General features: G+C 31.7%; 13 protein-coding genes. 8 read left to right on the plus strand and 5 right to left on the minus strand.

What is annotated here, in order from left to right; translation table 11 throughout:
* Positions 1-139 precede the first annotated feature (139 nt).
* Positions 140-709 (minus strand): HD domain-containing protein, encoded by a 570-nt coding sequence (locus tag I4U58_RS08140; RefSeq protein ID WP_195930799.1) that lies wholly within the window; start codon positions 707-709, stop codon positions 140-142.
* A 356-nt stretch (positions 710-1,065) separates the two neighbouring features.
* Here I4U58_RS08140 and I4U58_RS08145 point away from each other — a divergent pair, with 356 nt between their 5' ends.
* The 7 genes from I4U58_RS08145 to I4U58_RS08175 all read left to right on the plus strand — a co-directional run bounded on the left by I4U58_RS08145 (position 1,066) and on the right by I4U58_RS08175 (position 9,263).
* Positions 1,066-1,767 carry an ABC transporter ATP-binding protein gene (locus I4U58_RS08145; protein ID WP_195930800.1) on the plus strand — a complete coding sequence of 234 codons (702 nt, stop codon included), beginning with the start codon at positions 1,066-1,068 and terminating at the stop codon, positions 1,765-1,767.
* A gap of 8 nt (positions 1,768-1,775) precedes the next feature.
* Positions 1,776-4,490, plus strand: a complete 2,715-nt coding sequence (locus I4U58_RS08150) for an ABC transporter permease (RefSeq protein ID WP_195930801.1) — start codon at positions 1,776-1,778, stop codon at positions 4,488-4,490.
* Between the two features lie 348 nt (positions 4,491-4,838).
* Positions 4,839-5,966, plus strand: coding sequence for a hypothetical protein (locus I4U58_RS08155; RefSeq protein WP_195930802.1), 1,128 nt, complete (start codon positions 4,839-4,841; stop codon positions 5,964-5,966).
* Positions 5,967-6,164: 198 nt separating this feature from the next.
* The gene (locus tag I4U58_RS08160; RefSeq protein WP_195930803.1) at positions 6,165-6,605 is read left to right on the plus strand and encodes a hypothetical protein; all 441 of its coding nucleotides are present in this window, start codon (positions 6,165-6,167) and stop codon (positions 6,603-6,605) included.
* A gap of 317 nt (positions 6,606-6,922) precedes the next feature.
* Positions 6,923-7,261 (plus strand): hypothetical protein, encoded by a 339-nt coding sequence (locus I4U58_RS08165; protein WP_195930804.1) that lies wholly within the window; start codon positions 6,923-6,925, stop codon positions 7,259-7,261.
* A gap of 204 nt (positions 7,262-7,465) precedes the next feature.
* Positions 7,466-8,674: a class I SAM-dependent methyltransferase gene (locus I4U58_RS08170; RefSeq protein ID WP_195930805.1), complete on the plus strand. Its 1,209-nt coding sequence runs from the start codon at positions 7,466-7,468 to the stop codon at positions 8,672-8,674.
* Positions 8,675-8,936: 262 nt separating this feature from the next.
* Complete coding sequence (locus I4U58_RS08175; protein WP_022071309.1) at positions 8,937-9,263, plus strand: DUF3784 domain-containing protein; 327 nt, start codon at positions 8,937-8,939, stop codon at positions 9,261-9,263.
* A gap of 135 nt (positions 9,264-9,398) precedes the next feature.
* Here I4U58_RS08175 and I4U58_RS08180 read toward each other — a convergent pair whose 3' ends face one another.
* Entirely contained in the window at positions 9,399-10,787 is a 1,389-nt protein-coding gene (locus tag I4U58_RS08180) for an MATE family efflux transporter (RefSeq protein WP_195930806.1), read from the minus strand.
* 145 nt (positions 10,788-10,932) lie between these two features.
* Positions 10,933-11,367, minus strand: a complete 435-nt coding sequence (locus tag I4U58_RS08185) for a MarR family winged helix-turn-helix transcriptional regulator (RefSeq protein ID WP_195930807.1) — start codon at positions 11,365-11,367, stop codon at positions 10,933-10,935.
* A 241-nt stretch (positions 11,368-11,608) separates the two neighbouring features.
* Here I4U58_RS08185 and I4U58_RS08190 point away from each other — a divergent pair, with 241 nt between their 5' ends.
* A complete protein-coding gene (locus I4U58_RS08190) occupies positions 11,609-12,589 on the plus strand; it encodes a Gfo/Idh/MocA family oxidoreductase (RefSeq protein ID WP_207743848.1) in 981 nt (326 codons plus the stop codon).
* A 458-nt stretch (positions 12,590-13,047) separates the two neighbouring features.
* Here I4U58_RS08190 and I4U58_RS08195 read toward each other — a convergent pair whose 3' ends face one another.
* Positions 13,048-13,302 (minus strand): hypothetical protein, encoded by a 255-nt coding sequence (locus I4U58_RS08195; protein ID WP_195930808.1) that lies wholly within the window; start codon positions 13,300-13,302, stop codon positions 13,048-13,050.
* A gap of 133 nt (positions 13,303-13,435) precedes the next feature.
* Positions 13,436-14,461: an IS1595 family transposase gene (locus I4U58_RS08200; protein WP_195930809.1), complete on the minus strand. Its 1,026-nt coding sequence runs from the start codon at positions 14,459-14,461 to the stop codon at positions 13,436-13,438.
* Between the last annotated feature and the right edge of the window lie 98 nt (positions 14,462-14,559).

A 14,559-nucleotide genomic window follows, 5' to 3' on the forward strand; every position in this document is an offset into this window, starting at 1 on the left:
AATTCACATTCTACCAACTCCCGTTTATATTAATGAGAAAACAAATTTATATATCAATCTCAAATATTTATTTCAATAATTCATTTTATACTATTTCCTGCATTGGGGTTATATGCAGGAAATTTTTTTTGATATGAAGCTAGGCTTTTTGTGCCTCGGCTATTTTTTTTGTATTTCTATTGTCTAGTTCTTGCTTTAATTCTTTTAAATATGGAGAGAATTGAACTTTGTCTGCACCATAAGTAAATTGTAAGTCGTATTCTAGAGGAATCCAAGTGCTTATGTCGGCTTCGTTGTGTTGGATTACGGCTTCTAGATTATCAAGGGCTTTGTAAAGTTTTGCTTCTCCAGTTTTTAATTCTATCATTTCTGTTAAAAGATCTGAGAATTCTTCGCGATATGGTTCTGGAAATGTTGAAACCCAGTTGAAGAATACTTCATCTTCTTTTTGGCTGTCTTCTTCTTTTTTATCAAATGCAGGTATATCACCTGTGAATGCTTCTCCTAAGTCGTGGATTAAGCACATGCGAATTACTTTGTCCATGTCTAGTTCAGGAAATTCATCACGCATTAATAAGGCCATTAATGCAACACGCCAGCTGTGTTCTGCGACGCTTTCGTGGCGGCCTGAAGATGTCCATGAATGTCTTGTGTTACATTTTAGTTTTTCGGCTACTTTTAAAATTTCTAAAAATGTTGATGTATTCATATGAATTTCCCCCTGTCAAATTTCTTTATAATAGTATAACAAATAAAATTTGATATGACTATGACCATTAACTAGAAGAAGTTATTTATTTTTAAATTTATAAAGGTAAAAATAAATGTGGTTATTGTAACAAAGTTCTACATTATTTATAATAATTTTAGAATTAAATAATAAAGATATCTATTTGATATAAGATATTTATTAAATAAGAAGATAGCTAACATATTGAGTTAATATAGGATATTTATTTAATACAAGATAGCTAATATATTTATTCGATATAAGATACCAAAGATATCTATTTAATAAGAGACAGAATAAAATTTAAAAATGGACAGTATAAAAAGGAGGAAATTATGTCATATATCGAGATAATAGACGAGTATAAGAGGTACCAGGTGGGGGACAGTGTGGTTGCTGCTAACAATGGTGTTAGTTTTTCAATAGAAAAGGGGGAATTTGTTATAATTCTTGGACCGAGTGGAGCAGGAAAGACAACTGTGCTTAATATTCTTGGTGGAATGGATAATTGTGATGAGGGCCAAATTATAATTGATGGTGTTGATATTGCTAAGTTTAATAAAAAACAGCTTACGAATTATAGACGTTATGATGTGGGATTTGTTTTTCAATTTTATAATTTAGTTCAAAATTTGACGGCGAAGGAAAATGTGGAGCTTGCAACTCAGATTTCAAAAGATGCTCTTGATGTTGATGAAACGCTTGAGCTTGTTGGGCTTGGGCACAGAAAAAACAACTTCCCATCACAACTTTCTGGTGGTGAACAGCAGAGGGTTTCGATAGCGAGGGCAATTGCGAAAAATCCAAAGTTACTTTTATGTGATGAGCCGACGGGTGCGCTTGATTATAAAACTGGGAAACAGGTTTTAAAAACGTTACAAGACACGTGTAAAAGAACGCAGACAACAGTAATTGTAATAACTCACAATTCGGCTCTTGCTCCAATGGCGGATAGGGTTATCCATATAAGGGATGCGAAGGTTAAGGAAATTAATATAAATGAAAATCCAGTATCAGTTGATGATATAGATTGGTAGGATGTGATATGGCAAAAAATAAGACTTATAATAAATCAATCAAAAGGGAAATTGCATCTTCAAAGGCGAGATTTATCTCAATAATGGCGATAATTTTTTTAGGAGTTGCTTTTTATGCAGGGATTAAATCGAGTGGGCCTGATCTTGAAAAAACAATAAATGATTATTTTAATGAGAGAGGGCTTATGGACAGTAAGATTGTTTCGAGTCTTGGTCTTAATGAAAATGATTTAAAATTGTTAGAAGATAACGATAAAATAAGCGACTATTATGCTACAAAAAGCGTGGATGTAAATATGACAAACACGAAAAATGTTGTCAAATTTATGGAGTACAAACAAAATTCGACTATGAATAAGTTAGAAGTTGTTGAAGGAAGAATGCCTAAAAATAGTGGTGAAATTGCACTTGATGAGCAGGCATTGAAAGACAACCCTAATTTAAAAATTGGCGATACTTATAAAGTAGAATCGGACGAAGAGACGGAAGCATATTTTAAAAAGAAATCTTTTAAAATAGTAGGTTTTGTGCAAAGTCCAATGTATATAGACTACCTTTCGAGGGGGACAACGACTGTCGGAAAGGGAAGTATAGACTATTTCGCGGTGATAAATAGCAAAGACTTAGACCTAGACACATATACAGAAATCTATGTGAGATTTGCAAATACGGCCAAGTTAGGTGCGTATAGTGATGAGTATAAAGAGACAATGGAGAAAAATACAAAATACCTTGAGGATTTATATTCAAAAAGGCAAGTTGAGCGAATTGAAGAAGTGAAAGCTGATGCTAAAAAATCTATGGAAGATGAAATGCAAAAACAGATGGAGCAGATGATGAAATCATCTGGACAAGGAGTTTTAAATCAGCAAAGTAGTGAAGTTGCAAATCAACAAAATAGCGAGATTATAAATCAGCAAAGTAGTAATGTTAATCAAGATGGTAGTCAGCTTTCAGGAGGAAATTTATCTTATCAAGGGGCAGGAATGGCGACTAATCAGTCGACGATTATTGATGAGAAGTTAAGTGAGTTGGATAAGCAGCTTGCGGGAAGTAAGTACTATTATTTTGATAGGGAAGACAACTCGGGTTATTCGACTTATAAGGGATCGATTGAGAGTTTGGACAAGATTGCGTCTGTGTTTCCTGTGTTCTTCTTCTTGGTTGCGGCGTTGATTTGTTTGACGACTATGACGAGAATGGTGGAGGAAAATCGTACGGAGATAGGTACGTTGAAGGCACTTGGTTATAGAGATTATGAGATAGCTAAAAAGTTTATCGTGTATGCAACGTCAGCAACCCTGGCGGGAAGTGCGCTTGGAATTGCTGTTGGGTGCGGGATACTTCCGCAGATAATAAGCCAAGCCTACGGCTCTGCGTTTATGTTACCAAAAGTTAAACTACAGCTATATCCATCATATATAATACAGTCGGTGTTATGCTCGCTAGTTTGTACAGTAGGAGCGTCGATATTTGTATTAAAACAAGAACTTCATGAACAACCATCAGCGTTGATGAGGGTTAAGGCTCCAAAAGTAGGGAAAAAAATCTTGCTTGAGAGAATAACTCCAATTTGGAAAAGATTAAACTTCAACCAAAAGGTAACTTGCAGAAATCTTTTCAGATATAAACAAAGAATGTTGATGACGATTATAGGAATAGCTGGGTGTACAGCTATATTAATAGCAGGGTTGGGACTTCAATATTCAAACGACAATGTAAGCGATATACAGTTTGGCAAGATAATAAAATACGATGCACTTGTAGTATTTGGTGAAGATTCGACACAAGAAGACGACAAGGAATACGAAGATAATCTAAAAAACTTGCCTGAATACAAAAGCAGCTTAAATGTATATCAAGACTCAGTTACGTTTAATAAAAAGACAATAAGCAAGCAAACGGCGACTATGTATGTACCAGAAAAACCGAAAGAATTATCTAAGTATATGGGATTATACAACAGGGAGACTGGTGAAAAGTATGAGTTAAGCGACGATGGGGCTATTATAAATGAAAAATTAGCGAAACTTTTAGATGCAAAAGTTGGCGACGAGATAGTTATGAGAGATTCTGAAAATAATCCATATAAAATAAAAGTCGATCATATTATGGAGAATTATTCAGGACACTATGTATATTTATCACCGACATATTACAACAAGGTATTCGGACAAAAAGCGAGCTATAACGCGCAACTTTTAAACTTTAAAGACAATGTAGATGACGAGGATAAAGTAGCCGAAAAAATAATGAACAACAACAAAGTCACAAATGTGACATTAGCATCTAAGATAAGAAGCATAAGTGAATCAGCGGACTTAGGTCTAGTTATGTTAGTTATTATAGGTGCATCGGGAAGTTTAGCATTTGTCGTTTTATACAATCTTATAAATATAAATATATCTGAGCGTATAAGAGAGATTTCGACAATAAAAGTGCTAGGTTTCTACGACAATGAAGTAGACATGTATATATTCAGAGAGAATATAATTCTAACTCTTTTAGGAATTCTTGCAGGCTCTGTATTAGGTCGATTCTTATATTTATTCCTAGTCAGCACGTCAGAACTCGACAATATGATGCTGATACCAGTAGTTCATATGGTGACTTATGTAATAGCGGGGATCATCACAATGATTTTCGCCGTATGTGTTATGTTTATGATGCATATAAGATTGAAAAACATAAATATGATAGATGCATTAAAATCAGTCGAATAGAAGAGAGCAGAATAAAAGTAAGCAAAAGTAGGTGTATATAAAAATACCCCTACTTTTTTTAATTATAAGGAAATTATATATTATCTGGTTTGTGGATAATGTATAATTTCCAACCTATTAACTAAAGCAACGGACACAGTCGTTGGCGCCATGAACGAAGTGAATTTTTTTATTTTACAGGTGGGAGTAATATAAGCAAAGCCAGGTTCAAAAAATTTTCAAATTTATTTGATTATTTTTCGAACAATTTTAATGTATAATTATAGTATGGGCAGTTTTAGTTCGAGCATAAATATAGTCTAATTTAATTAAAAAAGATAGATTATTTATAAAAAGGGGGAAGATAAAATGAATGTTATAGGTCAAGTTGTTGAGCACAAATCTCTTGGGGAGGGGAAAATTTGTGATCATAAAATCAGAGAGAGAGAGTCATATATTATCGTTGATTTCTCTGGTGACCAAAAAGAATTCCAATTCCCAGATATTTTTAAAAACATTATTAGAGCGAAGGACGAAAAATTCAAGGCTTATGTGGCTGATTTGGTACAAAAAAAGGAAGATATAGATAGAAAAGAGGCAATCATCAGACAAAGAGAGATTGAAAAAGAACAGAAAAATCTTATTAGGGATGAGCCGATAATTAGAAAGATAAAAGTAGGAAAGAGAGCGAAAAAGGAAGGTAAGAAAATAACTTCTACAAAGGAAAAGGGCAAGCATAACAAGAGTGACAAAGGGCATAATATAGCATTTAAGTGCAATTATTGTGATGGTGGTAAGTCCAGCGAACAAGTTGGATTTAGTGGGATATGTAGTAACAGAACGATTGCTCAAAATATCGATAGGGGCAGGGGCGAATGGTGCAAATTCCAAGACTGCGCATGTCGACATTATTACGACAATATGATTGATAGAGATGAGTTGGAGCAAATTTATGAAGATGAGGGTATTTGCTATGAAAGTGATTTGTTGAAAAATTGGACTGCATATGCAGGCGCTACCCTCGATGAAAAAAGTGAGTCAGTTCCAAGAAGAATAGTCGGAGCGAAGGAAAATCACCTTGCAATCTTAACAACTGTAAATCCAGACATGGCAGAAGACAAGCGATATATATTTGCGGTGTTTTTGATTGATGAGGTGTTTGCGGGCGATCCTGAAAATAACGAAGAAGGATACGTTATGTCGGCTCCAAAATCGAGATATAGAATAAAACTTTCAGAAGGTGAAGCGAAAAAAATGCTCTTTTGGAATTATTACAGCAACAGCGGAAAAAAGGAAAACACAAGATGGGGAACTGGCTTGTTTAGATATATGACAGACCAAATGGCAGTACAAGTTTTGAGAGATATTGCAGACATGAAAAAGGGTACAAAGTACGAAAAATCTGCAGATGACCTTCTAAAATATTTTTGCAGCATAAACAATATCGACTTAACAAGTATAGGCCCCGAAGTAGGCGCATTAAAACAAAGTGAGTAATATAAATTTGGCGTTATTATCATATATTTTCCCTAAAAAATAAAGGACAATCTATGACATTTAAAAATAATCATTTAATATCATACACGACCTGCTCTATGAATAAATTATAAATAGGTGTGGATAATTTTGATATAAATTTGAGCAGATTATTGTTAAAACCAATTTTATCAAAAAATAAAAATGGGGGTAAAATATATGAATAATAACCAAGTGCCACAAAACACAGATAAAGGATTAAAAAATATTTTACTTGGAACACAAATGCAAAAAAATACTATCGCAATAATCGCGGGAGTTGTAGGAATTATCTCGTTGTTTTTACCATATGCAAAAGCACAGGCTTTTGGATTTTCTCAAAGCGTGTCATATATACAAACTGGTAACGGCATCGTCTTATTAATACTTATTTTGATTGCAATGGGAGCGTATATTGTAAGAAGGGGAGGAATTGGTTTTATTTTATCAGCAATAGCAGCGCTTTTAACTATAGTCGATTTTATGTCTATAGCTAGTGTTGTTCAGGATTCATACGGAATAGCATCACATGGAATGGGAGCATATTTAGCAGTTATCGCAACAATAGCAATGACTGTAGCCGCATTTATAGGAGCTAATTCGATTATAAATAACAAATGATTTAAATAATTTTAGATATATAGTTTGATTAAGCAGTGCTTGTGCGCTGCTTAATTTAATTTTTATGCATTCTATTCAATTTATTTTAATTTTAATGTGCGCTACATTATTAATTTTAATGTACGCTAGCTAATTTATTTTAAAATGATATTCATTATCAAACACACCCCCAAGAATGCTATAATTTAAATAAGAAAAGGGGTGTTATTTATGAGTTTTGATGAATTACTCAAAATCCTATTAATATTTAAATAATGTTTCGATGCTGGAATATTGTGGTATACTACAATTAAAGACCAAAATGGGAGGGGTATAACATGATAGAAATAATAAAACCAGAAGAAATATTAGCAGAGTTAGAAAGAATAACTCAAAAGGATCTAGAATGTATATATATCACAACAAATGCATTCGATATATATTTAAATGATGCGAGTTCGCTAAAGATGGACACAAACAAGGGGATAACTGGTATATATTTCAACACAAATGTGAACATGGAAAAATTCAAAGTAGATTCTATTGAAAAATTAGTACATGCAACAGAAGCATTTGACATGTTTACTGAGTATTATGATGAAGATGACGAATACGACTATTACAGAATTGACTTCAAAGACAGCGAAGTAAAAATATTCTTTAATAATGAACTATAAAACGAAAGGCTAGGTAGCAATACCTGGTCTTTTTATATTAAAAAACTATATGTTGGAATAAAATACAAATGAATATAAAAAACGTTATAATATAAATAGGCATAATTACGATATACTAAAAATAATTTTTATGGGGTTGTATAGAGTAGTTATTGATAAGAGATAAAATGGGAAAAGGGAATATTAAAGGAGAAATTTAGCATTATGGAACAATTAAACAACAATGTGATAGGGGAGTTTTTTGAAAAATTAGGAATACTAGAGGAAAATGATAGAGATGAATTTTTCAAGAAAATAGATGAAAAGCATAAGGTGAATTTAACACAAGATTTGGATTTGGCAGTAGCTCTTAGAAAAGATAAAGGAAACGGAAAAATATACACGGTAAAAAATAAAGATTTAGAAACAACTATGGATTTTGCCGGATATTACTATGATTTATATAGACAATTTTTTGCATGGTTTATAGATTTTAAAAATTCATATGATAAAAACCTAGATGGAAAGAAAATACTTGATTTAGGATGTGACAATGGTATAACTACTTGTTTTATTGCAAATCTTTATCCAAATTCAGAAATAATTGGTGTGGATAAGTGTAAAAAGGGAATTAAATGTGCAGAGGAAATAGCTCAAAAACTAGGGGTTGAGAATGTAAAGTTTGAAGCAGTTGATGCAAAAAAAGTGGACAAATTCTTTAAAGAAGAAAAATTTGATTTAGTTATATCTAATAGATCAATGCTTGAAATTACTAATTTACCTAAATTAAAAAGCTTTTGGAGCATAGATGAGGTTGAAAATTCAATAGTTGTTGCAAATAGTGTACTTAAATTCTTCAAAAGCGTAGAAAAGGTAATGACACATGATGCAAAACTTATAACATTCGAGAGATTAGATGGTCTTGAAGAGATATTAAACTTTATAAAATCTATGCATGCATCAGGATTATATGCAGATACAGATGCTATGTGTAAAATCCAATTTAACGAACTTAATGATGTTGAACAAATGCCACTTATAGTATTTGATAAAACTGAAAGAGATGAAATAGGATTTTATGATGCTATTGAAATATATAATAAACTTCCAATTTTAAATAAACAAAAAGACATAGAAGACGAATTTGCAATAGAACTACAATTTAAAGCACTTGGCGAAAAAGAATTAGTATATGGTACACAAATAGACTATAAAACTGGAGTAGGTAGTGAGAGAAGAGAAGTTTGGAAAGTTGGAGATAAATATGTAACTTACAAATACAGTAATGTTGGCCGTAGAGAATTAGTAACAGAAGGAATAGAAAAAGATAAAGCTATAAATGAAATCAGAGCAATGTCTAACTTTATCGGAAGAATTGGTCATAAGGTTACAGAATATCATAGTATAGAAGAGAGAGAAAAACTTGTAAAATAGATAAAAACTCCCATGTTGATTTAAATTTCGATGTGGGAGTTTTTAATATATTTGATTTATTTTAGATTTTAGATGATTGCAATATTATACGCATTTTGCGAAGTTAATATAAAGTCTATTACATAAGCCTGTGAAACTGTCAATATATAATTAAAATGGATTGAAAATAGATTCTGATAGCTAACTTAGTGATTAATAATATATAATATAATTAAGTTCGCAATTGTTATATATTACGAATGAAATGAAGGGGGGAATTAGTATGTTGAAAATTTCATTATTTATGTCATGTGCATTATTATTCGTATCATGTATGTTTTTTCTTCTTAAAGATAAAGCATCCATATTAATCACTGGATATTATTTCATATCAAAAAATGAAAGAGAATTATATGATGAATTTAAACTAAGTAAAGATTATGGAATAATAATGTTAAAATTAGCTTTAATACTTTTAGTAGGAGCAATTGGCTATGTTCTAATATCTAAATTAGTTTTATGGATATCGATTGTTATTTGGATTGTATACTTTGTGAAATTTACTGTTACTTTTAGATTTGATAAGTATAAAATTAATACTAATAATTAATTTTATTAGTATTAAACAATATTAATATATTGCGAATCACTTACAACAAATTAAACAAGCATGCCTTAGTATCTGTTGACATTACTAAGACATGCTTATTTTTTTTATTATCATACAGATTTTATTATAATTTTCTTATGCTTCTGCATCACATAATTCATGGTTAGGGGCATCATTTGTTTCTTCTTTTTTAAATAATGTTCTCGACAAGAAGAATAAATAAACACCACATATTACGATTTGAACAATTGTAGATGATGGAGTTGCAAGACCAACTCTAAATAAAGAAACTGGTTCAATTTTACTCATAACATAAGCAACAGGTATTCTCACGAAGAACGCACCGACTATACCTTGAATCATTACGATTGTTGTTTTTCCACATCCATTTAAGAAACCAATCATGCAGAATAAAAATGCAGTAAAGAAGCAGTCTATTGCATATGATTTTAGATAATCCCAAGCAGCAAGAATAACTTCATGATCAGTAGAGAATATCGAAGAAAGCATATCTCCTTTGAAAAATGCCAAGAAGAACATGCAAACACCACAGCATAATGAAGTTCCAATTGCATAAATAAGTGCTTTTTTTGCTCTGTCGTATTTTTGTGCTCCGTAGTTTTGTGCCACAAATGCCGAAACACCTTGTGAGAATGACGATGGAACAAGCATTATAAACGCCGCTAGTTTTTGGGCAACACCCATACCAGCTGATGGAACAACACCCATAGAATTACCAATCATTACGATTACTAAGAATGATATTTGAACAAGTAGTTCTTGTAGAGCTATCGGTGCACCGAATTTTATTATTTGTGAAGTTAGCCCTTTGTGGAATTTTATGCTTTTTAGCGAAAACTCAAAAGGCAATCCTCTTTTTGCGATTATTACTAGCGATAAAATAACGCTGACAGCTTGTGCAAGAACAGTTGCAAACGCAGCCCCAGTAGATGCCATATTAAAATAACCGACAAATACTAAATCGCCTACAATATTTACAATACATGCTATTAAAACAGTCATAAGTGGAGTTTTTGCATCTCCAAGCCCTCTAAAAATACCGCCGATTACGTTGTATGCAACTATAAAAATAGACCCAGCACAACAAATTCTGATATAAGTTGAAGTGCTATCAAATGCCTCTTTTGGTGCATTCATAAATGACGCAACGCCTGGCGCAAATGTAACGAAAACAATAGTTAAGATGATTGCTATTACTGCAAATATTGAGATACCGCTGCCGACAACATCACCAGCGTCCTTTTTCTTTCCTTGACCTAGTTTTTGACCTATTAATATAGTTATTCCCATTGCAAGCCCTGTAACTGTAAGAGTTATAACTTGCATAAATTGACTCCCAGTCGAAACAGCAGAAACATCCGCCGCATGACCAAATCTACCAACTACAAGTAAATCCACCGCACCATACATAGTCTGCAAAAATAATGCCGCTAATATAGGGATGATGAATGTTACTAGAGGTGAGAAAATTTTTCCCTGTGTAAAATCTTTAACCTTTGACATATATGTGCCTTCCTTTCCAAATTTTAATATAGTTATTTTCATTGATTTATATAAGGTTTATATCAATATAGATAGATTTATATCAATATAAATCAATTTATATATATAGACTTATATTGATAATCTTTAATTTAAAATAACAGTGCTATTCAATATTTGATCTAATTTTACCCAACATATTTAAAAGACTGTTTATCTCGTCTTGCTCCATATTTTCTAATAATTTACCTTCAACAGAATCTATAGCAGATGAGATTTTCCTTGATATTTCAACAGCCTTTTCTGTTAAAACAAGTTTTTTCAAACGGGCATCACCAGCTACTGGCACCCTCTTTATAAGATCGTGTTTTTCCATATTATTAAGCATAAGACTTACCGAAGAACGCTTTAAATCAAACTCAAGCTCCAAGTCCTTTTGGAATATGTCTTTGTCTTTATTGTCAGTTATAAAATCTATTACATATGCCTGAGATACTGTGATATTGTCATCAATCACGTTTAAAACAGCAGCGTCCACCTTTCTCGATATTATACGACTAAGCTTATTTATATGTAGTCCTATTGGAAATTGTGATTTCATATTTGCCTCCTAGAAAAAATGTTTTGTACAAAACTATTTATCTATAATTGTTTTGTACAAAACAATATTACAAGGATAATTCAAAAATGTCAATAAATAAGTATCTCAATAAATAAGTATATTGATATAGATATTAATATACAACTTAAACCAAGAATATAAATCACCAAAAAATATTGGTAAAATAAATATATAGTGATAAACTTACAACATAGACAATAAATAATATTTGGAGGAAATTATGAACAAAAGGGAATTTAATTGGGCAATATTAGGAACAGGGGTAGTTGCAAATGAAATGGCAAATGCTTTGAAAAAAGCGGGCAAATCAATATATGCAGTCGGCAATAGAACACACAGCAAAGCAGTGGATTTTGCAGAAAAATACGGAGTTAAAAAGGTATACGACGATTTTCACGAGATGTTTTCTGATAAAAATGTGGACATAATCTACATAACAACACCGCACAACACACATATAGACTTTATGATGGAGGCGATCTCTAACGGCAAACATATACTTTGCGAGAAATCAATCACATTAAATAGCGACGAGTTAAACAAAGCGATCGAACTTGCAGAGAAAAACAACGTCGTGTTAGCAGAGGCAATGACGATTTACCACATGCCTTTATATAAAAAGTTAAAAGAAATAGTAGAGCGTGGCGATTTAGGTGAAGTCAGAATGATTCAGATGAACTTCGGAAGTTACAAAGAGTACAATATGAAAAATAGATTCTTCAATATGAACCTAGCAGGTGGGGCACTTCTCGATATAGGAGTTTATGCGATTTCATTTGTGAGATGGTTTATGTCATCAAAACCAAACCAAGTGCTAAGTCAAGTGAAATACGCACCAACAGGAGTAGACGAACAAGCAGGAATCCTTCTTATGAACGATGAGCAACAGATGGCGACAATATCACTTACACTTCACTCAAAACAACCAAAACGAGGAATGATATCTTGCGACAAAGGGTATATCGAAATTATGGAATACCCAAGAGCACAAAAAGCAGTCATAACTTATACAGAAACAGGCGCAAGAGAAGAAATAGAAGTCGGCAAACACGAAGACGCACTGTTTTACGAAATGCAAGACATGGAAAACGCAGTAATGGGCGATAGAGAAGTCGCTCACCTTGACTATACGAAAGATGTTATGGAGATAATGACTGGGATAAGAAGAGAGTGGGGACTTGTTTATCCTGAGGAGAGATAATATGCCAACGTATACAATATTTGCAGGGGTTAACGGATGTGGAAAAACATCAATATATAAATCTGTGATGAAGTAAATATATATGATAATACAGATAGATTTAAAGAAATAATATATTTTAAAGATGGAAATCTAATTTGGAATGACAATACCATTCCCAAATGGGCAAATAAGTTAGTAAAGTAAAATTTACTAACTTATTTTTTTAGTGCAAAGGAAATTATAATCATCTTTACATTGTGGATAAATATAATTTCCTTTAATGCGTTTCAAAGAAATCTACATCTTTAAGGATATGAATGTACTTTAATAATAGGGTATGTTTTAAATAAATGTTGATATTTTTATATTTTATCATAAAAAAGCAGGGGTATTAATTACCTCTGCTTTTTAGTTCGTATTTTATTAATATTGTTTCTCTATTTTATGTTCCCAACAATACTATTATTAATTTAAGTCTAAATACCTAACATAGTAGAAATTATTATATAAAGAGTAGTGATAAAAAGTAATACCTCTACGACTAAATAAGAACTTATTTTTCCAGTTTCTTTATAATGATTAATTGTATTTTTTGTTTCAGGTATAAATGCAATCAATAACCCTATAAGACTAATCGGATATTTTGTGTAAAAAAAACCTGAGATTATAAGAATTAGTCCCACTACAAAAAAAATATTAAATTTACCTTCACTTGAAAAAAACTTTTTCAATATGTCATCCCCCTCCTATGCTTTTATGCTATTTGTCATCTGTATGATTCTAAATGCACTGCTTCTTCACATTATATTAAAAATTGCGTAATTATTTTTCATTATACTATATTTCTGATTTCTTTATAACTATTTATATGAATTGTAGTGTTCTTAATTTGAAATCTTTTACTCTAGTGTAAGCATATACTACATTGCTTTGCACAATAAAATTCTTAGTTTTAATAGAATCTTTGTCACTTTCAAATATTCTTAGCCATTTAAACCAGTGCATATAGTTGGAAATATATTTACTTGCCACACCATTAAATCTACCCATCCATCTCTTTAAATTACTGTGTAAACTATTAATGTGTTGAATATGGTAAATATCTTCTTTATGCTTACCTGTTTTTATACGTTTATGGTTTAAATTGAAATCTGTAGCAAATCTAATGTAAGATTTGTGGCTATCTGTGCATAATATAGAATTCTCACCGATATGACCTTTATATAAATTTTCAAGCTCTTTATATGTCATTCTACCTTTGCATAATGGTTCTATTATTAAATTACCTTGTCTATCTAAGGCTGTGGCTATACATATCTGTTCTTTAGATATACCTCTCTTTTTAATAGATTTACCTCTTTTATGAGATTCTCTTGGCATATTAATAGTTTTTGTTCCTTTAAAACTTTCGGCAAAAAAGACTTCATCAGCCTCTATTAAGCCATCAACATGACCAGTTCCTAAAAAGGAACTTATGCAATCAAGAATTTTATGTCTCCAAAAGAAACTCGTCGCTATATTTATGCCTACAATTTTAGCAGATTTTCTTATTGATAAGCCCATAATCATACATTTTGCATATTTAAGCCACTTATCTAATGATTTTTTACTTCTATATACGGCAGAGTTTGTAAAATCAGTAAAAGTCCTTCTACAATCTTTACAGATATATCTTTGTTTACCATTATATTTACCATTTTTTGATATTAACTCAGAGCTACAGTGAGGACATACCTTTCCCTTAGAAAATCTAAACTCTTTGACATCTTCATAAATTTGTTCTACTTGAGAGTTTGATACAAGAAATTCTTCCAAATAAGATAGTAACTCTTCTACTTGATTCAATGGTAATGTTTGTATATCTGTTAATATAGACTTTATACTTGGCATTCTACAACCTCCTAAACATTACCTCAACCTCATTTAACTTCTGCAGAAATAATGGATGAAGTAGCTTCATTAACTCCAAGTTTTGCTGGTATAAGCCA

Origin of the sequence: Clostridium sp. 1001270J_160509_D11, from assembly GCF_015667935.1 — a bacterium.
Lineage (GTDB): Bacteria > Bacillota > Clostridia > Peptostreptococcales > Peptostreptococcaceae > Intestinibacter.

Coding starts and splice junctions, on each gene's coding strand:
- I4U58_RS08140 (WP_195930799.1), bottom strand. CDS start 709: ATGAATACATCAACATTTTTAGAAATTTTAAAAGTAGCCGAAAAACTA.
- I4U58_RS08145 (WP_195930800.1), top strand. CDS start 1,066: ATGTCATATATCGAGATAATAGACGAGTATAAGAGGTACCAGGTGGGG.
- I4U58_RS08150 (WP_195930801.1), top strand. CDS start 1,776: ATGGCAAAAAATAAGACTTATAATAAATCAATCAAAAGGGAAATTGCA.
- I4U58_RS08155 (WP_195930802.1), top strand. CDS start 4,839: ATGAATGTTATAGGTCAAGTTGTTGAGCACAAATCTCTTGGGGAGGGG.
- I4U58_RS08160 (WP_195930803.1), top strand. CDS start 6,165: ATGAATAATAACCAAGTGCCACAAAACACAGATAAAGGATTAAAAAAT.
- I4U58_RS08165 (WP_195930804.1), top strand. CDS start 6,923: ATGATAGAAATAATAAAACCAGAAGAAATATTAGCAGAGTTAGAAAGA.
- I4U58_RS08170 (WP_195930805.1), top strand. CDS start 7,466: ATGGAACAATTAAACAACAATGTGATAGGGGAGTTTTTTGAAAAATTA.
- I4U58_RS08175 (WP_022071309.1), top strand. CDS start 8,937: ATGTTGAAAATTTCATTATTTATGTCATGTGCATTATTATTCGTATCA.
- I4U58_RS08180 (WP_195930806.1), bottom strand. CDS start 10,787: ATGTCAAAGGTTAAAGATTTTACACAGGGAAAAATTTTCTCACCTCTA.
- I4U58_RS08185 (WP_195930807.1), bottom strand. CDS start 11,367: ATGAAATCACAATTTCCAATAGGACTACATATAAATAAGCTTAGTCGT.
- I4U58_RS08190 (WP_207743848.1), top strand. CDS start 11,609: ATGAACAAAAGGGAATTTAATTGGGCAATATTAGGAACAGGGGTAGTT.
- I4U58_RS08200 (WP_195930809.1), bottom strand. CDS start 14,461: ATGCCAAGTATAAAGTCTATATTAACAGATATACAAACATTACCATTG.